The organism is Chromobacterium sp. CV08 (assembly GCF_051129845.1).
Lineage (GTDB): Bacteria > Pseudomonadota > Gammaproteobacteria > Burkholderiales > Chromobacteriaceae > Chromobacterium.
Genome location: NZ_CP150453.1, coordinates 458,463 through 482,301, shown reverse-complemented (window position 1 = coordinate 482,301; position 23,839 = coordinate 458,463). Strand labels below are relative to the sequence as shown.

14 protein-coding genes, 2 tRNA genes and 3 rRNA genes are annotated in these 23,839 nt (G+C 64.4%); 6 read left to right on the top strand and 13 right to left on the bottom strand.

The features are described 5' to 3' along the window. Nucleotides 1-123 precede the first annotated feature (123 nt). The 7 genes from rrf to recQ form a co-directional block, all read right to left on the bottom strand. Nucleotides 124-238, bottom strand: a 5S ribosomal RNA gene (gene rrf / locus WNM05_RS02310). Between the two features lie 154 nt (nucleotides 239-392). Then, nucleotides 393-3,281, bottom strand: a 23S ribosomal RNA gene (locus tag WNM05_RS02305). Between the two features lie 278 nt (nucleotides 3,282-3,559). Continuing rightward, nucleotides 3,560-3,635, bottom strand: a tRNA-Ala gene (locus tag WNM05_RS02300). 122 nt (nucleotides 3,636-3,757) lie between these two features. Further along, nucleotides 3,758-3,834 (bottom strand) — tRNA-Ile (locus WNM05_RS02295). A 192-nt stretch (nucleotides 3,835-4,026) separates the two neighbouring features. Continuing rightward, a 16S ribosomal RNA gene (locus WNM05_RS02290) occupies nucleotides 4,027-5,562 on the bottom strand. The 16S, 23S and 5S rRNA genes sit together here with 2 tRNA genes alongside, the layout of an rRNA operon. Before the next feature lie 456 nt (nucleotides 5,563-6,018). Then, nucleotides 6,019-7,236, bottom strand: a complete 1,218-nt coding sequence (argJ, locus tag WNM05_RS02285) for a bifunctional glutamate N-acetyltransferase/amino-acid acetyltransferase ArgJ (protein ID WP_434632155.1) — start codon at nucleotides 7,234-7,236, stop codon at nucleotides 6,019-6,021. A 76-nt stretch (nucleotides 7,237-7,312) separates the two neighbouring features. Further along, on the bottom strand, nucleotides 7,313-9,109 hold the full coding sequence (gene recQ, locus WNM05_RS02280) for a DNA helicase RecQ (protein WP_434632153.1): 1,797 nt from the start codon (nucleotides 9,107-9,109) through the stop codon (nucleotides 7,313-7,315). A 302-nt stretch (nucleotides 9,110-9,411) separates the two neighbouring features. Between recQ and WNM05_RS02275 the strand changes: the two genes are divergently transcribed. The 4 genes from WNM05_RS02275 to WNM05_RS02260 are packed head-to-tail and all read left to right on the top strand — an operon-like array spanning nucleotide 9,412 to nucleotide 14,190. After that, nucleotides 9,412-9,888, top strand: a complete 477-nt coding sequence (locus tag WNM05_RS02275; RefSeq protein WP_434632151.1) for a surface-adhesin E family protein — start codon at nucleotides 9,412-9,414, stop codon at nucleotides 9,886-9,888. A gap of 51 nt (nucleotides 9,889-9,939) precedes the next feature. Next, the gene (locus WNM05_RS02270) at nucleotides 9,940-10,716 is read left to right on the top strand and encodes a ParA family protein (RefSeq protein ID WP_434632149.1); all 777 of its coding nucleotides are present in this window, start codon (nucleotides 9,940-9,942) and stop codon (nucleotides 10,714-10,716) included. An 11-nt stretch (nucleotides 10,717-10,727) separates the two neighbouring features. Next, nucleotides 10,728-13,325 carry an ATP-binding protein gene (locus WNM05_RS02265; protein WP_434632147.1) on the top strand — a complete coding sequence of 866 codons (2,598 nt, stop codon included), beginning with the start codon at nucleotides 10,728-10,730 and terminating at the stop codon, nucleotides 13,323-13,325. Further along, on the top strand, nucleotides 13,300-14,190 hold the full coding sequence (locus WNM05_RS02260; protein ID WP_434632146.1) for a response regulator: 891 nt from the start codon (nucleotides 13,300-13,302) through the stop codon (nucleotides 14,188-14,190). Before WNM05_RS02265 ends, WNM05_RS02260 begins: the two co-directional genes overlap by 26 nt. On the opposite strand, the gene WNM05_RS02255 is transcribed toward WNM05_RS02260, so the two are convergent. Continuing rightward, the gene (locus WNM05_RS02255; protein ID WP_434632144.1) at nucleotides 14,177-16,447 is read right to left on the bottom strand and encodes a DNA internalization-related competence protein ComEC/Rec2; all 2,271 of its coding nucleotides are present in this window, start codon (nucleotides 16,445-16,447) and stop codon (nucleotides 14,177-14,179) included. The genes WNM05_RS02260 and WNM05_RS02255 overlap by 14 nt on opposite strands. A gap of 176 nt (nucleotides 16,448-16,623) precedes the next feature. Here WNM05_RS02255 and WNM05_RS02250 point away from each other — a divergent pair, with 176 nt between their 5' ends. Together WNM05_RS02250 and WNM05_RS02245 are read left to right on the top strand one after the other, a co-directional pair. Next, on the top strand, nucleotides 16,624-17,211 hold the full coding sequence (locus tag WNM05_RS02250) for a phage tail protein (protein ID WP_434632142.1): 588 nt from the start codon (nucleotides 16,624-16,626) through the stop codon (nucleotides 17,209-17,211). A 60-nt stretch (nucleotides 17,212-17,271) separates the two neighbouring features. After that, nucleotides 17,272-17,607, top strand: coding sequence for a hypothetical protein (locus WNM05_RS02245; RefSeq protein WP_434632140.1), 336 nt, complete (start codon nucleotides 17,272-17,274; stop codon nucleotides 17,605-17,607). 18 nt (nucleotides 17,608-17,625) lie between these two features. Here the strand turns inward: WNM05_RS02245 and WNM05_RS02240 are convergent, their stop codons facing one another. The 5 genes from WNM05_RS02240 to WNM05_RS02220 are packed head-to-tail and all read right to left on the bottom strand — an operon-like array spanning nucleotide 17,626 to nucleotide 23,839. Then, entirely contained in the window at nucleotides 17,626-18,153 is a 528-nt protein-coding gene (locus WNM05_RS02240) for a GNAT family N-acetyltransferase (protein WP_434632138.1), read from the bottom strand. 36 nt (nucleotides 18,154-18,189) lie between these two features. Then, on the bottom strand, nucleotides 18,190-20,310 hold the full coding sequence (locus WNM05_RS02235) for an HlyD family efflux transporter periplasmic adaptor subunit (RefSeq protein ID WP_434632136.1): 2,121 nt from the start codon (nucleotides 20,308-20,310) through the stop codon (nucleotides 18,190-18,192). Further along, nucleotides 20,295-21,620 (bottom strand): efflux RND transporter periplasmic adaptor subunit, encoded by a 1,326-nt coding sequence (locus WNM05_RS02230; protein WP_434632134.1) that lies wholly within the window; start codon nucleotides 21,618-21,620, stop codon nucleotides 20,295-20,297. The genes WNM05_RS02235 and WNM05_RS02230 overlap by 16 nt, the downstream gene beginning before the upstream one ends. Before the next feature lie 3 nt (nucleotides 21,621-21,623). Next, nucleotides 21,624-22,364 carry an efflux RND transporter periplasmic adaptor subunit gene (locus WNM05_RS02225; protein ID WP_434632132.1) on the bottom strand — a complete coding sequence of 247 codons (741 nt, stop codon included), beginning with the start codon at nucleotides 22,362-22,364 and terminating at the stop codon, nucleotides 21,624-21,626. Further along, on the bottom strand, nucleotides 22,361-23,839 hold the full coding sequence (locus tag WNM05_RS02220; RefSeq protein ID WP_434632130.1) for a TolC family protein: 1,479 nt from the start codon (nucleotides 23,837-23,839) through the stop codon (nucleotides 22,361-22,363). Before WNM05_RS02220 ends, WNM05_RS02225 begins: the two co-directional genes overlap by 4 nt.

The following is a 23,839-nucleotide window of genomic DNA, read 5'->3' as shown; positions in this document are numbered from 1 at the left end:
ACAGACGGCCGGAGCGACGCAAAAAGCCCCGCCGGATACCCGGCGGGGCTTGTGTTTGGGGGCGCGGCGCGGCCCACCAATGCACAAAGCCCAGCTCGTCTGAGCTGGGCTTCGTTATCGGGCGTCTGGCGGTGTCCTACTTTCACATGGCGAATGCCACACTATCATCGGCGCTAAGGCGTTTCACGGTCCTGTTCGGGATGGGAAGGCGTGGGACCACCTCGCTATGGCCACCAGACATAAACTGGTACAAACTCAAGAAGCCTGAATCAAAGCATCGCCCTGATTCTCGAATATTCGGTATCTGATTGTGTCGCACACACACTCCATCTCGCGCCTTGGCTGCTGAACGAATCACAGATTCGCACGCTATCCCAAGCCACTCAAATGATAGGATCAAGCCTCACGAGCAATTAGTATCGGTTAGCTTCACGCCTCACAGCGCTTCCACACCCGACCTATCAACGTCCTGGTCTCGAACGACTCTTCAGGGAGGTCAAGCCTCCAGGGAAGTCTCATCTTCAGGCAAGTTTCCCGCTTAGATGCTTTCAGCGGTTATCTCTTCCGAACTTAGCTACCCGGCGATGCCACTGGCGTGACAACCGGTACACCAGAGGTTCGTCCACTCCGGTCCTCTCGTACTAGGAGCAGCCCCCGTCAAACTTCCAACGCCCACTGCAGATAGGGACCAAACTGTCTCACGACGTTTTGAACCCAGCTCACGTACCACTTTAAATGGCGAACAGCCATACCCTTGGGACCGGCTACAGCCCCAGGATGTGATGAGCCGACATCGAGGTGCCAAACACCGCCGTCGATGTGAACTCTTGGGCGGTATCAGCCTGTTATCCCCGGAGTACCTTTTATCCGTTGAGCGATGGCCCTTCCATTCAGAACCACCGGATCACTATGTCCTGCTTTCGCACCTGCTCGACTTGTCGGTCTCGCAGTTAAGCTACCTTTTGCCATTGCACTATCAGCACGATTTCCGACCGTACCTAGGTAACCTTCGAACTCCTCCGTTACACTTTGGGAGGAGACCGCCCCAGTCAAACTGCCTACCATGCACTGTCCCCAATCCGGATCACGGACCAAGGTTAGAACCTCAAACACACCAGGGTGGTATTTCAAGGTCGGCTCCACTGAAACTAGCGTCTCAGCTTCAAAGCCTCCCACCTATCCTACACAAGTCTGTTCAAAGTCCAATGCAAAGCTACAGTAAAGGTTCACGGGGTCTTTCCGTCTAGCAGCGGGGAGATTGCATCTTCACAAACACTTCAACTTCGCTGAGTCTCAGGAGGAGACAGTGTGGCCATCGTTACGCCATTCGTGCGGGTCGGAACTTACCCGACAAGGAATTTCGCTACCTTAGGACCGTTATAGTTACGGCCGCCGTTTACCGGGGCTTCGATCAAGAGCTTGCACCCCATCACTTAACCTTCCGGCACCGGGCAGGCGTCACACCGTATACGTCCACTTTCGTGTTGGCACAGTGCTGTGTTTTTGTTAAACAGTCGCAGCCACCGATTCTCTGCGACCTGTCAAAGCTTCGTGAGTAAATCACTACACCTCAACAGGCATACCTTCTCCCGAAGTTACGGTATCAATTTGCCGAGTTCCTTCTCCTGAGTTCTCTCAAGCGCCTTAGAATTCTCATCCTGCCCACCTGTGTCGGTTTGCGGTACGGTTCTTATGTAGCTGAAGCTTAGTGGCTTTTCCTGGAAGCGTGGTATCAGTCACTTCAGGTCCGTAGACCCTCGTTATCACGTCTCGGCCTTAAGGAGAGGCGGATTTGCCTACCTCTCCAGCCTACCGGCTTGAACAGACACTTCCAACCGTCTGCTGACCTAACCTTCTCCGTCCCCACATCGCACTACATAAAAGTACGGGAATTTTAACCCGTTTCCCATCGACTACGCTTTTCAGCCTCGCCTTAGGGGCCGACTCACCCTACGCCGATGAACGTTGCGTAGGAAACCTTGGGCTTTCGGCGAGCGGGCTTTTCACCCGCTTTATCGCTACTCATGTCAGCATTCGCACTTCTGATATCTCCAGCATCCCTTACGAGACACCTTCACAGACCTACAGAACGCTCCCCTACCACGCACAGTAAACTGTGCATCCGCAGCTTCGGTTATCAGTTTGAGCCCCGTTACATCTTCCGCGCAGGACGACTCGACCAGTGAGCTATTACGCTTTCTTTAAATGATGGCTGCTTCTAAGCCAACATCCTGGCTGTCTAGGCCTTCCCACTTCGTTTACCACTTAACTGATCATTTGGGACCTTAGCTGGCGGTCTGGGTTGTTTCCCTCTTGACGATGGACGTTAGCACCCACCGTCTGTCTCCCATGCTCGCACTTTCCGGTATTCAGAGTTTGCCATGGTTTGGTAAATCGCAATGACCCCCTAGCCATAACAGTGCTTTACCCCCGGAAGTGATACATGAGGCACTACCTAAATAGTTTTCGGGGAGAACCAGCTATCTCCGAGTTTGTTTAGCCTTTCACCCCTATCCACAGCTCATCCCCTAGTTTTGCAACACTAGTGGGTTCGGACCTCCAGTGCGTGTTACCGCACCTTCATCCTGGCCATGGATAGATCACTCGGTTTCGGGTCTACGCCCAGCAACTCAATCGCCCTATTCGGACTCGGTTTCCCTACGCCTCCCCTATTCGGTTAAGCTCGCTACTGAACGTAAGTCGCTGACCCATTATACAAAAGGTACGCAGTCACGGAACAAGTCCGCTCCCACTGTTTGTATGCATCCGGTTTCAGGTTCTATTTCACTCCCCTCCCGGGGTTCTTTTCGCCTTTCCCTCACGGTACTGGTTCACTATCGGTCGATCACGAGTATTTAGCCTTGGAGGATGGTCCCCCCATCTTCAGACAGGATTTCGCGTGTCCCGCCCTACTTCTCGTATGCCTAGTTCTTGCGATGCGTTTTCGTGTACGGGGCTATCACCCACTACGGCTGGACTTTCCATTCCATTCCACTAACGCAACTCATAACACATACAGGCTGTTCCGCGTTCGCTCGCCACTACTTACGGAATCTCGGTTGATTTCTATTCCTCGAGTTACTTAGATGTTTCAGTTCACTCGGTTCGCCTCCACTGACCTATGGATTCAGTCAGGGATCTCCTTGCGGAGGGGTTTCCCCATTCGGACATCGCGGGATCAAAGCTCTATTGCCAGCTCCCCCGCGCTTTTCGCAGGCTTACACGTCCTTCATCGCCTGTGATCGCCAAGGCATCCACCAGATGCACTTAGTCGCTTGACCCTATCATTTCAGTAACCTAGATCACCAAAACGACAGAGAGTGTTTGTGCGACGACTGCACCGCCCCTTTTGATATGGCGACGCAGCCTTAGATACAATCAAATACCCAAGATGACGATTTGTCTGCGTAAAGAGTTAACTCTACGTTTTCATCTCGCCGTCTTATATATTCGGCTTCTTCAGTTTGTTAAAGATCGGGCGTATTGCTGAGCAGCTTTCGCTGCACGCTAACAACGCAAACAGAATCAAACTTCTCAATTCGATTTTGTTTGCGGCGTATGGTGGAGGATGACGGGATCGAACCGACGACCCCCTGCTTGCAAAGCAGGTGCTCTCCCAACTGAGCTAATCCCCCTCTTTTTGTCCCATGCTGCGTTGCTCCGTCGCTCGTGTACATCTGTACACGTCGCGCCCTCGCGCCTTGCCTGGCACAAAAATGGCTTTCTGTAGTGCTCATCAGAACACCCAGAGTGTAACTGGTGGGTCTGGTAGGACTCGAACCTACGACCCCTGCGTTATCAACACAGTGCTCTAACCAGCTGAGCTACAAACCCAGTTGACTTATGAAGTCGTGGCATCCACAACTTCATTTTGATCAAAACCAAGCGAATCAAGGCGGAAGGCGACGACGTGTACATCCAGTACACGAGGAGCTTTCCAACGCAGAGTCGCGCCGGTTTTCATCAAAATGCCCTTAACTTGAATAACCGATAGGCTGTAAGTACTTGGCAATCGCCATTCTCTAGAAAGGAGGTGATCCAGCCGCAGGTTCCCCTACGGCTACCTTGTTACGACTTCACCCCAGTCATGAATCCCACCGTGGTAAGCGGCCTCCTTGCGGTTAGCCTACCCACTTCTGGTGAAACTCACTCCCATGGTGTGACGGGCGGTGTGTACAAGACCCGGGAACGTATTCACCGCAGCATGCTGATCTGCGATTACTAGCGATTCCGACTTCACGCACTCGAGTTGCAGAGTGCGATCCGGACTACGATCGGTTTTCTGAGATTAGCTCCACCTCGCGGCTTGGCAACCCTCTGTACCGACCATTGTATGACGTGTGAAGCCCTGCTCATAAGGGCCATGAGGACTTGACGTCATCCCCACCTTCCTCCGGTTTGTCACCGGCAGTCTCATTAGAGTGCCCAACCAAATGATGGCAACTAATGACAAGGGTTGCGCTCGTTGCGGGACTTAACCCAACATCTCACGACACGAGCTGACGACAGCCATGCAGCACCTGTGTTACGGCTCCCTTTCGGGCACCAAGCCATCTCTGGCAAGTTCCGTACATGTCAAGAGCAGGTAAGGTTTTTCGCGTTGCATCGAATTAATCCACATCATCCACCGCTTGTGCGGGTCCCCGTCAATTCCTTTGAGTTTTAACCTTGCGGCCGTACTCCCCAGGCGGTCAATTTCACGCGTTAGCTACGCTACCAAGGATTCAAACCCCCAACAGCTAATTGACATCGTTTAGGGCGTGGACTACCAGGGTATCTAATCCTGTTTGCTCCCCACGCTTTCGTGCATGAGCGTCAGTGTCATCCCAGGGGGCTGCCTTCGCCATCGGTATTCCTCCACATCTCTACGCATTTCACTGCTACACGTGGAATTCTACCCCCCTCTGACGCACTCTAGTCGTGCAGTCTCCAATGCCGTTCCCAGGTTGAGCCCGGGGCTTTCACATCAGACTTGCACAACCGCCTGCGCACGCTTTACGCCCAGTAATTCCGATTAACGCTCGCACCCTACGTATTACCGCGGCTGCTGGCACGTAGTTAGCCGGTGCTTATTCTTCAGGTACTGTCATCCCCCAAGGGTATTAACCCTGGGGATTTCCTCCCTGACAAAAGTCCTTTACAACCCGAAGGCCTTCTTCAGACACGCGGCATGGCTGGATCAGGCTTGCGCCCATTGTCCAAAATTCCCCACTGCTGCCTCCCGTAGGAGTCTGGGCCGTGTCTCAGTCCCAGTGTGGCGGATCATCCTCTCAGACCCGCTACTGATCGTCGCCTTGGTGAGCCTTTACCTCCCCAACTAGCTAATCAGACATCGGCTGCTCGTATAACGTGAGGCCTTACGGTCCCCCACTTTCCCCCTCAGGGCGTATGCGGTATTAATCCGGCTTTCGCCGAGCTATCCCCCATTACACGGTACATTCCGATGCATTACTCACCCGTTCGCCACTCGTCAGCGGTGCAAGCACCCTGTTACCGTTCGACTTGCATGTGTAAAGCATGCCGCCAGCGTTCAATCTGAGCCAGGATCAAACTCTTCAGTTCAATCTCATAGCAATTTTCTGGCACGCAAGTTCAAAGAAATAACTGGTATTTCCTATCTCTTGCAGTGCAAGTGTCGGCTTTCGCCAAGCACTTACACCTATCGGTTATTCGTTCTGTTAAAGAGCGGTGCCGAGCGCCGCGCCGTCTTCGTCGGGAACCGTTTCGTTTCCGTCGTTTCGTTCGCTGCGTCAGCTGAGGAGGCGAACTATACCGGCCGCACCCACCCCCGTCAACAGGTTTTTTGAGAAAAACTGGAGGTTTTTGCAAAACATTCGGCAACACATTGATTTTCAACATATTCATGAAAAACAATTTCGGCCTCATTGCATCGCCCACCAGTCCAAACCGGCTTCTTTCCTTACATCCCCCTACCTAAAAAACGCAAAAAGCCCCGAAATATCGGGGCTTTTTCGCTACGAGGCGCTTTTTCCAACTTATCTGCCGCGTCGGATGGACTCAGCTGCGGTAGTCGGCGTTGATGCGCACATATTCATAGGAGAAGTCGCAGGTCCAGACCCGCGCGCTGGCGGCGCCGCGCCCCAGCTCCACCCTGACGGTGATCTCGCTGCGGTTCATCACCTGCTGCCCCATCTCCTCGCGATAGTCCGGATCGCGGCCGCCGTCGCGGGCCACCAGCACGTCGTCCAGATAGAGGGACAGGCGGTCGACGTCCAGATCGGCGACGCCGGCATAACCTATGGCGGCGAGCAGCCGACCCAGATTCGGATCGGAGGCGAAGAAGGCGGTCTTCACCAGCGGCGAGCGGGCGATCGCGTAGGCGACGTCCTTGCACTCGGCCGTCGAGCGCCCGCCGTTCACCTCGACGGTGATGAACTTGGTGGCGCCCTCGCCGTCGCGGACGATGGCCTGCGCCAGTTCGATCGCGACGTCCAGCAGCGCCTGCCTCAGGATCGGATAAGCCGCCTGCTCGGCGGAGTCGATCAGGCCGGCCTCGCTCTTGCCGGTGGAGATCAGGATGAAGCTGTCGTTGGTCGAGGTGTCGCCGTCGACGGTGATGCTATTGAACGACTGGTCGGCCACATCCTTGACCAGTTGCTCCAGCAGCGGCCGGGTCACGGCGGCGTCGGTGGCGACGAAGCCGAGCATCGTGGCCATATTGGGATGGATCATGCCCGATCCCTTGGCGATACCGGTGATGGTGACCGGCTTGCCGTCTATCGATACCGTGCGGCTGGCGGCCTTGGCCAGCGTGTCGGTGGTCATGATGGCCTCGGCGGCCTCGGCCCAGTCGGCCGGCCGCAGCGCCGGCAGCGCGCCGACGATCTTGTCGACCGGCAGCGGCTCCAGGATCACGCCGGTGGAGAACGGCAGCACCTGCTCGACTTCCAGCTGATCGCTCCCGGCAACCGCCTTGCAGACCCGCAACGCCCTTTCCCGGCCGTCTACGCCGGTACCGGCGTTGGCGTTGCCGGTGTTGACCACCAGGGCGCGGATCTGCACGCCGGCGGCCAGATGCTCGCGGCACAATTGCACCGGCGCCGCGCAGAAGCGATTGCGGGTGAATACGCCGGCCACGGTATTGCCCTTGTCGAGCTTCAATACCAGAAGGTCCTTGCGGCCCGGGGTCTTGATGCCGGCCTCGGCGACCAGCAAGTCGACACCGGCGACCGGCGGCAGCAGACCGGCCTGCGGCGGATTCAGGTTCACAGCCATGCACTTCTCCAAAACTTATAAATATGCGACCTATTGTATAAGAATTTGGTCGATCATGGCGAAGACGCCGAGGCGCTCAGTCCTGGACCTCTCCGAGACAGCGCAGCAAAGCCTCGCCATAGCGGGCCAGCTTCAATTCGCCGAGACCGTAGATGCGCTGCAGGCCGGTCAGGCTGTCCGGGCGCTTCTCGACCAGGTCGCGCAGCGTGCGGTCGGAAAACACCGCGTAGGCCGGCACATTGTGCTCGTCCGCCACCTGACGGCGCCAGCGGCGCAATGCCTGCCACAGCCGCTCCTCGCGCTCGGTGCGCAGCCAACGGTCGGCGCCGCCGCTGCCTCGCGATTTCTTCTCGTCGGCCAGCGGACGCAGATAAATGCTCTGTTCGCCCTTCAACAGCGGCCGGCAGGCATCGGTCAGCACCAGCGACTGGCCACGCGCGATGTCCACCTGAACCAGCTGGCGCGCCACCAGCTGGCGGACGATGGAGCGCCACCAGCGCTGGTTCATGTCCTTGCCTATGCCGTAGGTACTGAGCTGGTCGTGCCGATGATGGCCGATGCTGGGGTTCTGCCGGCCGAGCAGCACATCGATGACGTGGCCGGTCGGGAAGCGCTGCCCCACTCTATAGATGCAGGACAGCAGTTTGCGCACCGGCTCGGTGGCGTCGTAGGTGATGGGCGGGTGCAGGCAGTTGTCGCAATGGCCGCATGGTTTGCTCGCCTCGCCGAAGTGCGCCAGGATGTGCTGGCGGCGGCAGCCGGCGGTTTCGCAGAAGGCCAGCATCGCGTCCAGCTTGGACAGCTCCACCTGTTTCTGCAGTTCGGCCATCTCGCCGCCTTCTATCATCTGCCGCAGCTGCACCACGTCGTTGAGGCCGTAGCACAGCCAGCTGGCCGACGGCAGTCCGTCGCGGCCCGCGCGGCCGGACTCCTGGTAGAAGTTCTCCGGGCTCTTGGGCATGTCGATGTGGGCGACGAAGCGCACATCAGGTTTGTCTATGCCCATGCCGAAGGCGACGGTGGCCACCATCACGATGCCGTCCTCGCGCAGGAACAGCCGCTGGTTGGCCTCGCGCTCGGCGTGGCTCAACCCGGCGTGGTAGGCCAGCGCCTCGATGCCGTTGTCGCGCAGCCACTGGGCGGTGTCCTCGACCCGCTTGCGCGACAGGCAGTAGACGATGCCGGTGGCGCCCTGGTGCTCCTGGCGTATGAAGTCCAGCAGCTGCTTCTTGGCGTTGTGCTTCTCCACCACCTGGTAGAACAGATTGGGCCGGTCGAAGCTGGACAGGAAGACCCGCGCCTCGGCCAGCTTCAGGTAATGGATGATGTCGAGCCGGGTCTGCTCGTCGGCGGTGGCGGTCAGCGCGATCCGCGGCACCTGTGGAAAGTTTTCGGCCAGAAAGCCCAGCTGCTGGTATTCCGGCCGGAAATCGTGGCCCCAGTGGCTGACGCAGTGCGCCTCGTCGATCGCGAACAAGGCGATCTTCAAACCGGCGATGAATTCCTGGAAACGCGGCGTCAACAGCCGCTCCGGCGCCACATAGAGCAGATCCAGCGTGCCTGCGCGCGCCTGGCGGGCGATGTCGCGCGCCTCGTCCTGCGAGGTCGCGGAGTTCAGGCAGGCCGCCGCCACGCCCAGCTCCTGCAGCGTGGCCACCTGGTCCTGCATCAGCGCGATCAGCGGCGACACCACGATGGCGACGCCGTCGCGCAACAGCGCCGGAATCTGGTAACACAGGCTCTTGCCGCCGCCGGTCGGCATCAGCACCAACGCGTGGCCGCCGTGGGCGACCTGCTCGACGATCTCCTGCTGCTGCCCGCGAAATTCCGGGTAGCCGAAAATATGATTGAGAATGGAGACAGCGTCTTGCATGCCGGGAACCGGGAGAGCGGAAAAGACATCATTGTACGGCGGCTGCACGCGGGGGACAAAAAAAGAGGCCGCCTGGGAAGGCGGCCACAAGTTGGATGGAGACAATGTGAAACGAAGAGGAAAAATGCTCTCGCACTGTGAGAGACCGGTCCTCAAGCGATAAAGTTCCGCGGGTTCCGCAAAATCATGCTGCAACTGCGCAAACGCCGGTTCCCGGCCGGATATAAAGACCGGAAACCGTCGCCTGCCGTTTCCGCCAAGCCGCCGCTATGCGACACTGACGGGAAATTCTGGAGATCGATATGCGCATTCACCCCCTCTCCCTGCTGGCCCTGCTGCTGGCCGGCTGCGCCGCCACGCCGCGCCCGGCCGCGCCGACGCAGCCCGTCGCCCCCGTCGCGCCGCAAGCGGCTCCGGCCAGTGCCGACTGGCAGAACCTGGGCGTCTCGCCGAACGGCAACATCCTGAACGAACTGGACCTGCTGTCCATCAAGCGCCAGGGATCGCTGACCACCTTCCGCGATCGCAAGACCATCTTCAATCTGAAGAAGGAAAACTTCCTGACCACGCCGCGCCACAAGGTGTCGCTGAACACCTGGCAGATCGACTGCGCCCAGCACACTTTCCGCTTGCTGGACATGACGCTGTTCGATGAAAACGGACGGCAGATCGCCGGCTTTACCTATAATGACAACCAGATAAAATCGATGCCGGTCGTCCAGCATTCGGCCAGCTACCAGCAGATGCTGCTGGTCTGCAAAGGACAGCCCGGCTTCTAGCAGACGGATTCCAAGCCCCAGCACCGCGCCGCCAAACTACAGGAGCCAGCGATGACGATCCGACGCGTGGTATTCAATCAGAAAGGCGGTGTGGGCAAGTCCACCATCGCCGTCAACCTGGCCGCCGTGGCCGCGAGGCGCGGACGCCGCGTGCTGCTGATCGATCTCGATCCGCAGGGCAACGCCAGCCAATACCTGCTGGGCGAGGCGGCGCGGGACGCCGGCACCGGCGTCGCCGACCTGTTCCAGCAGATGCTCAATATCTCGCTGTTCGCCAAGGAACCGGCGGAGTTCGTCCGCGACACCGGCATAGACGGCCTGTCGCTGCTGGCCTCGCATCCGGAACTGGCCGAGCTGATGGGCAAGCTGGAGTCGCGCTACAAGATGTTCAAGCTGAAGGAGGCGCTGGACCAGCTGGCGCCCGACTACGACGAAATCTGGATAGACACGCCGCCGGCGCTGAACTTCTATACCCGCTCGGCGCTGATCGCCGCCGACCGCTGCCTGATTCCGTTCGATTGCGATGCGTTCTCCCGGCACGCGCTCTATAACCTGAAGGAGAGCGCCGACGAAATCCGCTCCGACCACAATCCCTCCTTGTTCATCGAGGGCATCGTGGTCAACCAGTACCAGCCCCGCGCCAGCCTGCCGGTGAAACTGGTGGACGAGTTGAAGGCGGAGGGGCTGCCGGTGCTTTCCTCGCCGCTGTCGGCATCGGTCAAGATCCGAGAATCGCACCAGGCCGCGCGGCCGATGATATACCTGGACCCGCGCCACAAGCTGTCGCGTGAATTCGAGGCCTTGTATCAAGAGTTGAGCGAGCGCTGACGAGGAACCCAATGCCGAGGTTGAACCGCCTCACCTCGCTGTTGCTGGGCGGAGTGCTGTGCCTCGCCCTGCTGCTGACCGAGTACTGGCTGCTGCTGGAGCACGACCGCGCCGAACGCCTGCGGCAACAGCAGCACTGGGGGGCGCTCGGCACCGACCTGGTGGTTCTGCAACTGGGGGATGCGCTGGAGCGCACCCGCATCATGGCGCAGCAGCTGGCCGGCGGCCTTCAGGCCCGCGGCCTGTCCGAACTGGCGCGGCGCGTGGTCCGCGACGACAGCGTGTTCGCCGGCATCGGCACCGTGGCCTTGGTCGAACAGAACCAGCGCGACGCGTTCGAAAGCCGCATCGCCACCAGCATCCGCGTGCTGAAGAACCAGCACCTGGTCCCCTGCCCGGTGCAGCTGCAATACTACCCGGTGGCCAGCTATCTGCCCGACGATGCCAACGCCTTGCCGCAGGGGCTGGACCTCAGCCACCAGGGCGACTCCAAATGGCTGCTGGACCTGGCGCGCCGCAGCGACCAGACCATGCTGCTGCCGAGCCGGCCCGCGGGCCCCGGCTCCAGCCGGCTCGACGTGATCACCCGGCTGGGCGACGACCATACGCTGCTGTTGCTGAACCTGCGCCAGGACAAGCTGACGCAGCCTATGGGCAACGACCTGCTCGCCGACAACCCGCTGCACCACGTCAGGCTGCTGATCTGGAGCAAGAGCCAGCCCGACATCCCGCTGCTGGATTCGGTGCCGGGCCGCCCGACGCCGACCGAGCCGCCGATCTTCTCCCGCCACGCCACCGTCGGCGGCAACGAATTGCTGCTGGGCGCCTACTCGCTGGAGCCGATACAGCCGCGGCTGGACAGCGCCGCCTGGGCCGTCCTGTCGGCCACCGTCGTCACGCTGCTGCTGCTGTTGGCGATGGGACAACGCCAGATGCGGCACAACCGCCGGCTGGGAGAGCAGTTGCAGCAGCAACAGGTGCTGCTGGAGCAGAACAACCGTTCCCTGCACGAGCAGATCAGCGACCGGGTGCAATCGGAACAGGCGCTGGCGCAGAGCGAGGCGCGCCAGCGCGCCATTCTGCAAGCCAGTTCCGACGCCATCATCCTGATAGACCGCAGCGGCCACATCCTGCAGGCCAATCCGGCGGCGGCCCGGCTGGTCGAGCAAAGCGCGCGGTCGCTGGAGAACCTGCCGGTGGGCGTGCTGTTCCCGGCGCTGTACCAATCGGCGCCCGATCGTTCGTTCGAACAGATGGCTCGCCAGCACGAAGGCCGGCCGTTCGAGGCGGCGCTGTCGCGCAGCGACCAGCAGCAACTGCCGGTGGAGCTGTCGCTGAGCCGGGTGGTGATGCCGGACGACTGGTTCTACGTCGCCGTCTGCCGGGACATCTCGTTGCGCAAGGAGCAGGAGGAGGCGCTGATACGGCTGAAGAACAGTCTGGCCGAACAAGTGGAAGTGCAGAGCCGGCAGCTGGCGGCGCTGCTGGACGCCAGTCCGCTGGCGATGGCCTATATCGTCGACCGCCATCTGCGCCAGGTGAACCACGCCTTTCTCGAATTGTTCCAGCAGCAGGGCCAGGACCTGGTCGGCACGCCGACGCTGCCGTATTTCGAAAACCCGGAGCAATGGGAGCGCACCGGCAAGGTGCTGTACAGCCTGTTGAACGACGGCAAGGTGGTGCAAAGCGAGTTGAAGCTGCGCACCGGCAAGGGCCAGCTGTTCTGGTGCCGGCTGCACGGCCGCGCCGTCAATCCGTCGGTGCCCAAGCTCGGCACCATCTGGGTCTATCAGGACATTTCGGCGCAGCGCACGGTGGAGGAAACGCTGCGCCACGCCAAGATACTGGCCGAGGAGACCAGCCGCGCCAAGACCGAATTCCTGGCCAATATGTCGCATGAGCTGCGCACGCCGCTGCACGCCATCCTCGGCTTCACCGAGATGGGACAGCTGCGCGCGCAGGGCATAGGCGAAACCAAGCTGGAACAATACTTCGCCCGCATCAACACCAGCGGCAGCCGGCTGCTGACGCTGCTGAACGACCTGCTGGACATGGCCAAGATGGAAGTCGGGCGGATGGAGTACACGATCAGCCGCGGCAATCTGACCCAGTGCCTGCGCGAAGCCTGCGACGAGATGACGCCGATGGCCTCGCGCAACCAGATCCGCATCCGCGTCGAGTGCTCGCCGGAATTGCTGACGGCCGACATCGACCCCTTCCGCATCGGCCAGGTGATACGCAATCTGCTGTCCAACGCCGTCAAGTTCAGCCCGGCCGGCTCCAGTATCGAAGTACAGGCTAGACTGTCAGAAGAGGATGGTCAGGAATGGGTATGGGTCAGCGTCGAGGATGCCGGTCCCGGCATCCCGGACAAGGAGCTGGAAACCATCTTCGACAAGTTCATCCAGAGCAGCACAACCAAGACCGGCGCCGGCGGCACCGGACTGGGGCTCGCGATCAGTCGCGAGATCGTTCACGCCCACGGCGGCCGCATCAGCGCCGACAACCGCCCGGACGGCGGCGCGATCTTCACTTTCTGCATCCCGCGCCACTTTCAGCGAAACCCGGAGGAGGGAAGCCCCGATGCCTCACAAACTCTTGCTCGTTGACGACGAGCCGTTCAATCTGGAACTGATGTCGGAGTTGCTGGATGACGCGGGATACGAAATCCGCCTGGCGGAAAACGGCGAAGTCGCCTGGGACATCCTGCAGCGCGAGGGGGAGCAGTTCTCCACCATCCTGCTGGACAAGATGATGCCCGGCATGAGCGGTTTCGACGTGCTGAAGAAGATCAAGGCGGAACCGCGGCTGGAATTCCTGCCGGTGATCATGCAGACGGCGATGGGCGCCGCTTCCAGCGTGCAGGAGGGGCTGGCGGCCGGCGCCTTCTACTACCTGACCAAGCCGTTTTCCCGCGACATGCTGCTGGCCATCGTCGGCGCCGCCGTCGGCCACTGGGACCGCTACGTGCATTTCCGCGAGCTGGCCAATCTGCACGTGGACGCGCTGCGCCACCTGCACGGCGCCCGCTTCCGCTGCCGCACCCACCGCGAGGCCCAGTCGATCACCGCGCTGCTGGCCAAGACCAGCGGCCAGCCGGAGCGGGTGGCCACCGGCCTGTTCGAGCTGCTGGTCAACGCGATCGAGCACGGCAACCTCGACATCAGCTATGAACAGAAAAGCCAGCTGATCGCCGGCGGCGACTGGGAAAAGGAGCTGGAGCGCCGGCTGCAGGCGTCCGAATACAGCGAACGGATGGTCACGGTGGAATTCAAGCTGGACGGCGACCAGCTGCAGTTCGTCGTCGAGGACATGGGGGCCGGCTTCGACTGGGAGTACTATCAGAACGCCGAACCGGCCTCGCTGATGAACACCCACGGCCGCGGCATCCTGATCGCGCGCAAGCTGTCCTTCGACAGCCTGCACTACGAAAACGGCGGCACCCGCGTGATCGCGCGCGTCAGTCAACGCTGAGGTCGCCGCACGGCCCGCGCGCGCGCCAATAGCGCGGCTGCTGACGCCGCCAGCAGCGCCAGTCCAGCTCGCGGCCGAAATCCAGCGTCAGCGCGCCGTCCAGATCGGTGCGTAGCACGATAGCCCCCTCCCGCCTCAACCGCTCCAGCGTCTCCCGGTGCGGATGGCGGTAGCGGTTCAGGAAGCCGGCGCTGACCACCGCCACGCGCGGCCGGACCGCCGTCAGCCAGGTCTCGCCGCTGGACGTGCGGCTGCCGTGATGGCCGACGATCAGCACGCTGCTGCGCAGCCGCTCACCGTATCGTTCCGCCAGACTGTCCTCCTGCCGTTGCGGCGCGTCGCCGCCGACCAGCAGCGCCTGATGGGCGCCCGCCACCCTGAGCACGCAGCTGCGGGCATTGTCTCCACCGCCGGCCGGCTCCGGATCTGGGCCGACGATATCGAAACGGACACCGTCCCAATGCCAACCGTCGCCCTGCCGGCACGGCCTCGCCCGCCATGCCGGCAGCGTTTCCGGCTGTCCGGCCAGCAGCCGCCCCACCGGCAGCGCGCTCAGCACGCCGGCCGCCGCGCCATCGTGGTCGCTGTCGTGATGGGACAGCACCAAGACGTCCAGCCGCCCGATACCCAGCCCGCGCAACAGCGGCAACACGACCCGGCCGGCGTCGCCGGCCCCGGTATCGAACAGCAAAGCGTGATCGGCGGTGCGCACCAACAACGACAGACCCTGCCCGACATCCAGCACCGTCGCCTGGAAGGCGCCCGGCTCCGGCCCCGGCGGCCGGTAGGCCAGGACCGGCAGCAACAGCAGGGCGCCCAGCGCCCGTCCCGGCACGCCGCGCGGCGCGATCAGCCACAGCGAACCGGCCGCGGCCAGTGCCAGCAGCGGCCACGGCGCGCCGGCCACATGCCAGGCCGGCCCCCGAGCCAGCCATTCGACGCCCAGATAGAACAGCCGCGCGAGCCAGCCGGCCAGCGGCAGCAGAAAGTCCCAGGGCAGCGCCACCGCCAGCAGCGCGCACGGCGTCAGCAGCATGGAGACGAAGGGGATGGCCAGCGCGTTGGCCAGCGGCGACAACAGCGGAAAGCCGCCGAACAGCGCCGCCAGCGGCACCAGGCTGGCCGCGCCGGCCGCCCACTGCCCGGCCAGGGCGGCACGCCATGACGAGGGTGGCCGCCGTCGCGCCAGCGTCGTCAGCATCAGCGCCGCCACCAGGCCGAAGGACAGCCACAGGCCCGGCGCCAGCACCGAGAACGGGTCGATCAGCAAGACCAGCGCCAGCGCCAGCCACCAGGCCTGGAACGCCGACAGCTGCCGCCGCCACAGCAGGCAGGCGCTGCCGACAGCCAGCATGAACAGCGTGCGCTGGGTCGGCACGGTGAAGCCGGCCAGCAGGGCGTAGGCGCCGGCCGCCAGCAAGGCCAGCGCCGCCGTCGCCACCGTGGGCGAACGCAGCAGCGGCCAGCGCCGCAACAGGCGGGCGCAGCCCCAGGCCACGATGCCGGCCAGCATCGTGATGTGCAGACCGGAAATCGACACGATATGGGTCAGCCCGGTGGCCGAGAACAACTGCCAGTCGGCGCGCGCCACCCGCTGCTGCGCGCCTATGGTCAGCGCCGCCACCAGCGCCGATTCGCGGCCGGCGCCCAGCGCGCCCTCGATGCGCGCCGCCTGGCGCTCGCGCCAGCCGTCGACCCGGGCCATCAGGTCGCGGCGGTCTTCCAGCCGCTGGCGCGCCTTGCCGGCCGAGCCGCCGGCCAGCAAGCCTTCGGACCACAGCCATTGCTCGGCGTCGAAGCCGAAGGCGTTGGCGCTGCCGCGCCGCGGCTTGAAACGCGCCGTCAGCCGCCAACGGCTGCCAGGCGGCCAGTCCTGCCGCCGGTAATCGCTGAGCTGGACCCGCTCAGGCAACGCCGCGCCCGGCGTCAGCACCTTTTCCACCTCCAGCGCCAACCGCACGCCGAACTCGCCCGGCGCCGGCAAACCGCGCACGGTGGCGACGAATTCGACCGGCCTCTGCTGCCAGGCGGCCGGCAAGGCCTGCGCCAGCCGCAGCTCGGCGCGCCACGCCGCGTAGCCGAAACCCAGCGCCAGGGCCAGCGCCGCATGCGCGGCGGCGCGCCAGCGCGGACGGCGGATGCGCCAGGCCATGACCGCCAGGCCGGCCAGCAGTGGCGCATACCCGCGCGGGTCCGGCAGCTCGGACGCGAAGCCGCAACAGATGATGCCTGCCACCCAGGCGATCAGCAGCGCCATCCGCCTCTCCCCCGGCGCGTGTTCCGCTGAACACGCGCCGGCTAAGTGGAACTACCAGCCAGCCCAAACGGCGATGCGGATTGAACGCAAAGCCATATAAGCTGAATTGATGTCAGTAAAGGGCGTTTCTTCGCTGCCGGCACCAGCCGGCGGACTCACTGACGGAAGGAGCAAACGTGGACGTTTATCTCGGCACCATCATCCCCTTCGCCTTCGACTATCCGCCGATAGACTGGGCACAATGCCAGGGCCAGACGCTGCAAGTCAGCCAGAATCAGGCGCTGTTCGCCGTGATGGGCAACCATTACGGCGGCAACGGCAGCACCAACTTCCAGTTGCCCAATCTGTGCGGACGGATGCCGATCAGCATAGGCCCGGCCCAACCGACCTACAATCTGCCGTCGTACGCGATAGGCAACTTCGGCGGCCAGCAGACCGTCTCCCTGCTGACCTCGAACATGCCGCTGCACGCCCACGGCACGTCGGCCGTCAGCGTCAGTTTCCAGGCCTCCACCGTGGCCAATCCGAATCCGCCGGCCAGCGCGCCGAGCACCGGCAATCCCTATCTGGGCGCCTCGGGCGGCGGCACCGGCCTCGCCACGATATGGAACGCGCAGCTGGAAAGCCCGGTCACCGTCAAAGGCCTGGGCCTGAGCGGCAATACCGACGTCGCCGGCGGCACCACGCCGGTCAGCGTGCTCAACCCCTTCCTGGCGCTGAACTTCTGTATCGCCGTGCAGGGCTTGTACCCGACCCGCCAATAAACGTCATCGCCGGCGGAACGCACCGTTTCCGCCGGCTTTGCCATTCCAGGGAGACGCGCCATGCTGGATACCTTGCGCAGCGAGGATTTCGCGCCGCTGCTCGGCCACTGCTGCCGTTTTTGCGCCGCGCCGTGGCCTGAGGTGGAGCTGCAGGTGCAATCGATACTGCAGAAGCCTCGGTCCCAGGTGCCCGGCCGGGAGGGATGCGAGCGCACGCCGTTCGTCGTGGAACTGGTGGCCACCGCCTCCACCGACATGGTCGACGGCGTCGGTACGCTGCGCTTGCCGGCCACCGACGATCTGCCGGCGCGCACGCTGGAGAACGTCTGGATCAGCCGCACCGGCGCGATGGGGCGGGACAGGCGCTACTGCTATTTCCAGCTGCCGTTCAATTGAGGCCGCCGGACGGCGGCCTCAGCCGGCGCCGACCATGATGTGGCGCGCCGACGGATACCAGACCAGCTTGTCCGCCACCGCGCCCGCCTCTTCCGGCACGAAGCCCAGCTCGCGGTACAGCCGCCGCGCCTCGGCATTGTCGTGCCACACCACCGCGGCCAGCGGCGCGCCGACCTGCTGCGCCGCCTGCTGCAGGCCTTGCAGCACCGCCTTGCCGTAACCGCGGCCGCGGGCTTCGGGCAGCATCGCCAGGAAGATGATGCGCACCTCGTTGTGGCCGAAGTCGACCATGACCGCGCCGACGGCGGCGCCGGCCCGTTCGACGATGAAATGCATCGCATTGGGGAAATTCTGCCCGGTGCCCAGTTCCAGCACCCTCTGCTGCTGGCGTTGCACCGAATCTATCCGCTCGGCGTCGCCGTCTATCAACTGCAGATCGGGCCGCGCGCTGCGGTAGATCCGCTCGATGCAGGGCGCGTCGGCCGGGCGGGCCGGACGCAGCGACAAGCCGTGCAATAGCGAGGCGAAATTCAGTTCTGCGGACATCTGGCCTTCCTTTCGGTATCGAAAATGGAATGCTGCTCACAAGCCGGCTTCGCGCTCCAGCACCGCCGCCAGCCGCCGCCAGCCGAGTTGCAGCAGGCTGTGGCGCTCTCCGCTCAAACGCGCCCTCCCCGGCATCTCCCGCAACGGCGCCGCCCGCGGCTCGCATTGGTCGAGCCGGACCCGGAAAACCGCGCCCAGCGGCACCAGTCCGCGATCGCGCTGTTCGACGGGAATCGGCCCGCCGTAGATGGAGGCCAGCAGCGGCTGCTCCAGCGTCGCCTGGTTCAGCCTGTCTATCGGCCCCAGCCGGCACGATATCGCCCAGGTTTCGCCGCTGTCCGGCACGAAGACCGCGCCGCCGCCGCGGTTGAGTCCGGCGAGGCCGTCCTCGTCGACATAGGCTTCGCCGCGGATGCCGGCCGGTCCCACCACCTGCAGCAGGCGCTCGCCCTGCGTCACCGTGGTGCCGGGCCTGAGCGCGTCGCTGACGTCGGCCGCCCGGCCGGCGAACGGCGCCACCAGGCTCAGCCGGCCCAGCTGGCGCGACAGCCCCTCCACTTGCTGCCGCGCGGCCTGCCATTGCTGCCACAAGGCCGGACCCTGCCGTTGCAGCTCGCCGTTGAACGGCTGCTGCGCCACCTGCCAGGCCAGGCTGCGCTCGATGACGCGCGCCTCGGCCAGCTGCCGGTCCAGCTCCGGCGATGCCAGCCGCGCCAGCACCTGTCCGGCGGCCACGCGCTGGCCGTCGCGCACCGACACCTGCGCCACCTCGGCAGGCTCCGGCGCGTACAGACCCTGCGACTGCGCCGCGCCCATCACCGCCGGGCTGGACACCTGCGTCTGCCACGGCAGGGCCAGAAACAACGCCAGCAAGGCCAGCAGCGCCGCGCTGCGGCGGGTTTCCGCCCGCCAGCGCAGATCGGCGCGGCGGCGCCACCAGACCGCCAGTTCGGCGGCGATGGGCCGGACGACGAACCAGCCGAGCTCCACCATCAACAGCAGCAGGCCCAGCGCCTTGAAGAACAGGTGGTAGACCAGCAACGCGATCGAGGTGAACAGCACCAGCCGGTACAGCCAGGTGGCCCAGGCGAATAGGATCAGCCCGCGCCGGCGCGGCGGCGGGAACGGTTCCGGCGCCGCGTCGTCCAGACCCAGCAGCCAGCGGCGCAGTCGCCAACGCGCCAGCGCGAACGCGCGGGCATGCAGATTGGGCACGCCCAGCCAGTCGGCCAGCAGGAAATAGCCGTCGAAGCGCATGAAGGGACTGGAATTGATCGCCAGCGTCGCCAGCCAGGTGGTGGTGGCCAGCAGGAAGGCGCCGGCGCGCAGCGGGCCGTCCGGCAGGAAGCACCAGGCCAGCGTGGCCCAGGCCGCCAGCGTCAGCTCGGCCAGCATGCCGGCGGCGCCTATCAGCAGCCGCTGCCGCCGCGACGCCAGCTTCCAGGCGTCGCTGGTATCGGTGTACAGCACCGGCACCATCACCAGGAAGGCCACGCCCATCGCCGGCACCCGGCAGCCGAAGTGGCGGGCGGTCAAGGCATGGCCCATCTCGTGCAGCATCTTGGCCAGGCTCAGCGAGGCGGCGATGCCCAGCGCCGCGCTCCAGCCGCCGTAGCCGGAGAAGGTGTGGGTGAATTCGTCCCAGCGGCGCGACGCCAGCGCCAGGCCGCACAGCGCCACGCCGGCCATCGCCCACCAGAAGACCGGCCGAAACAGCCAGCCGCACCAGGGCAGCAGACGGTTCAGCCAGGCCTCGGGCCGGAGCAGCGGAATGCGGAAGAACAGGTAGTTCTTCAGCAGCCACATCGCGCGGCTGGGCCGGCCGGCCTCGCGGATACGCCACAACCATTCGCTGTCGACGGCCAGCAGCAGCTGGTGCTGCCGTAAAAATTGCAGCAGCTGGGCCAGATCGTCGCGGCCCAGCCGCAAGGTGGTTTCGGCGTTGACCGCCGCCAGCAGCGCCTCGGCGTCGCCGAGCCGCCAGCGCGACAGCAGCTCGAAGCTCGCCCAGCCCAGCTGGTAGAAGCGGTTGGCGGCCGGATCGTGCAGCATCCAGCTCGGCGAACCGTCGGCCTGCACCGGTCCGGCGTGCAGCGTCAGCTCCTGGCGCAGCGGCGGCAGCGCGCGCTCGTCCATCGCGCTTACCAGCCCAGCCATTGCCGCGCCGCGGTCAGCGGCCGCCGCAGCGCGTAATACGATAGCGGCACCCAGTCGCCGTACACCCGCGCCGTCCCCATCTGCCCCAGCAGCGGCAGCCGCTGGCCGGCGTCGAAACGCGCCTGCAGCCGGTAGGCCAGCAGATTGCCCTCGCCGACCTCGGCCTTGTAGGCCACCCGCAGCAAGGTGGCGTCGTAGGAGCGGAACGGCGAGGCGTTCGGATACAGCGTCACCTGGCCGCCGGGCCGCAGGTCTATCGCCTCGGCCGCCGGCAGCCAGGCCGCCAGTTCGACCCGGGCCGGGTCGGCCAGCGTCATCACCCGCTCGCCCTGCGCCACCGCCTTGCCCTGCCAGTCGTTGCGGTCGGAGAACACCACCACGCCGTCGGCCGGCGCGGTCACATGCAGGCGCTTCAGCTCGCGGCCGGCGAAATCGGCGCTGATGTCCTTCTCCTCCAGCCTGGCCTTGTCGCCGGCCAGCGCCAGCTTGCCCTTGTCGTCGGTGACCGCCAGCTGGGCGCTGGCGCGGAAGCTTTCCTCGGCAGCCAGCGCCTCCTCCCTGGCCAGCGCGAACTGGCTGGACAGCACGGTGGCGTCCAGATCGAACAGCGACGCGCCGCGCTTGACCGGCTGGTTCGGCAGCACCGACACCTTGTCTATCACGCCGGCCACCGGCGCCCGCAGCAGCATCGGGTCGCCGGGCACCACCTCGGCGCGCGCCAGCACGCTGAGCCGGACCGGGAAGCAGGCCAGCAGCAACAGCGCCAACAACAGGCGCCGCCGGCGCGTGCCGGCGCGCAGCCAGTCGCGCGCCAACGCCCTGACGTCGCGCCGCGGCGCGTACTGGCGCAGCGCGTGGCCGTAGCCGTGCGCCATTTCCTCGGCCAGGCGGACTTCGTATTCGCTCCACGGCAGATCGCGCGCCAGCAGCAGCGCGCCGTGCTCGCCCAGCCTCAGCCACAGGCCGTGCTCGGGCAGCCATTGCCCCCACTCGCCGGCCAGCGGCTCCGGCAGATCGTCGGCGGCGCATGGCAGGCTGGCGGCGCCGGCGGCCGCCGTCGCCAGATGGCGGAACAGCGCCGACAGCCATTGCAGATACGGCGCGGTGGGATCGGGATCGGCCAGGCCGGACAGCGCGGCGACGTGGCGATGCAGGCCTTCGCGCCAGAAAGCCGCCTGGCGATAGGGCAGCAGCTGCTGGCTGTCGTTGACCATGACGAAGCCCAGGCGGGCGGCGCCGTCGGCCTCGCGGGCATGCCGCAACAATTGCAGCAGCGTGGCGAGCTCCCGGCTGCGGTCGGCGTGTCCCATGGCCTATTTGAAGCTGGCCCAGCCGCTCATGCCGGGCAGGAGCTTGTCGGCCTTGCCGTCTATCGCGCCTATCGCCAGGATGGACTGGCTGACCGGATCGATCTGCGCGCCCAGCCGTTCCACCTTCGCCGGAAAGCTGGCGCCCAGCTCGTCGACCGCCACCGTGAAGCGGCTACCCGGTTTCAGCGTCGCCAACCATTTGGACGGCACCAGCATGCGCAGTTCCAGCGAGTCGGAATCGACGATGTCGAGAATCGGATTGCCCGGGCTCACATACTGGTGGACCGCGGCGCTGCGCTTGGCGACGCGGCCGTCGAACGGCGCGACGATGTCGCATTTGGACACCAGCGTCTGCGCGTAGCTGGCGTCGGCCGCCGCCTCCTTGGCCTTGCCCTGGGCCTGGGTCAGCTCCAGCGTGCCGACCGAGTTGTACTTGGCCAGCTGATTGTTGACCTTCAGCAGCTGGCTGGCCGCCTCAAGCGAGGCCTGGGCCTTGCGCAGCTGCGCGCGGTAGCTGCTGCAGTCGAAGGCCACCAGCAGCTGGCCGCGGCGGAAGCCGCCGCCCTCGACCACCGGCATCGCCGAGATCTTGGCCGGAATCTCGCTGGACAAGGTCACCGCGTGGCGCGCGACCAGCTGCACGCGGATGCGGCCGTCGGCGGCGTTGACCGACGACCCCGCCGGCGGCGCGGCCTGGGCTGACAGCGGCAGGCACGCGCCCAGGACCAGCCAGACGGCCCTCACGGCTTGCCCCCGCCCGACACCGTGCCCTGCCAGCGACTTTCGGCGCCCTGGAAGGCCCGGCTCAACGACGCCAGGTCGTAGCCGCCGGTGGTCGACGGCAGCGGATCCAGGCCCAGGCTAGCGCCCATCAGGCCGTAGGCGTTCTGCAGATCGCCGTACGACTGGTACAGCCGCAGCGAGGAGAACACCGCGTTGGCGTCGGCGAGTATGCCCTGCAGCCGTGCCGACGCGCCGCTGTCGACCGCATTGCGGGTCTGTTGGTAGATGGCCTGGTCTACGCCGCTCAGCTCATGCTCGAGTTCATACTGTCTGGCCTTGCCCTGGAAATCCAGGTAGGCGACGTGCACCTGGGTCAGCACCGCCATGTTCAGCGCCAGCCGCTGCGAGTCGCTGACCTGCTTCTGGGCGTCCGCGGCGCGGGTGATCGGTCCGGCGCTGAACAGATTGAGCAGATTCCAACTGATGCGCAGTCCCGCGTCGCTCCAGGAATTGTTGACCAGGAATTTGTTGCTGTCGTAATGCTGGCCGACGCTGAATTCCAGCCCCGGCAACAGCTTGGCCATCGCCTTGCGGGTTTCCAGCGCGCTGATGCGGCTGCTGTACTGCGCCTCGACCACTTCCGGCCGGTTCAGCAAGGCCATCTCTTCCATGCGCTCGACGTCTATGCCCAGGGTCGGCACCGACATGTCGGATGGCGTCGCCACCTGGAAATCCTGGCCAGGCGACACGTTCATGATGGCGGCCAGCCGCGGCTTGGCTTGCGACAGCGCGTTGCGCACCGCCGTCATCTGGCGGATCACGTCCAGCAACTGGCGCCGGTAGTTCAGCGCGTCCAGCGGCGAGCGCAATTTCTGCTTCTCGACCTGGCGGGCGTCCTCCAGCGCCGATTGCGCGTCCTTCAACAAGGCGTCGACGCGGCCCTGCAATTGCTGCGCGCCGGCCGCCTGCCACCAGGCCTCGCGCACCTGCTGCATCAACTGCTGCGCCACCTTGCGCTTGCGTTGCTCCAGGATCAGCACCCGGTCGGCCTGCTGCTTGGCCGAGAAATAGCTGACGCCGAAGTCCAGCACGTTCCAGCTCAGGTTCAGGTCGGCGGTGCGGTCGCGCTTCTCGGTGGAGATCGACGGCACCAGCGATTGCTCGCCGGTGGCGACGTTCTGCGACGAGGACGCGTTGTCCTTGCTGCGGGCGGTGTAGCCGGCGGCCAGCGCCAGCCTGGGCAGCATGTCCAGGCTGGACAGGTCCAGCTGACGCTGCGCCATCGCCTCCTCCATCAACTTCACCCGGTAATCGAGGTTGTACTTCAGCGCCCGCGCCATCGCCTCCTGCAGCGTCACCGGCGCGGCCACCGCCTCCTGACTGCCGAACATCGCCTGCCGGTCGGCGGCCAATGTCTTCTGGCGCTCCTCCAGGCTCAGCGGCTGCGGCGCCACCGCGCACCCGGTCAAGGCCAGCGCAAGCGCGAGCGGAATCAA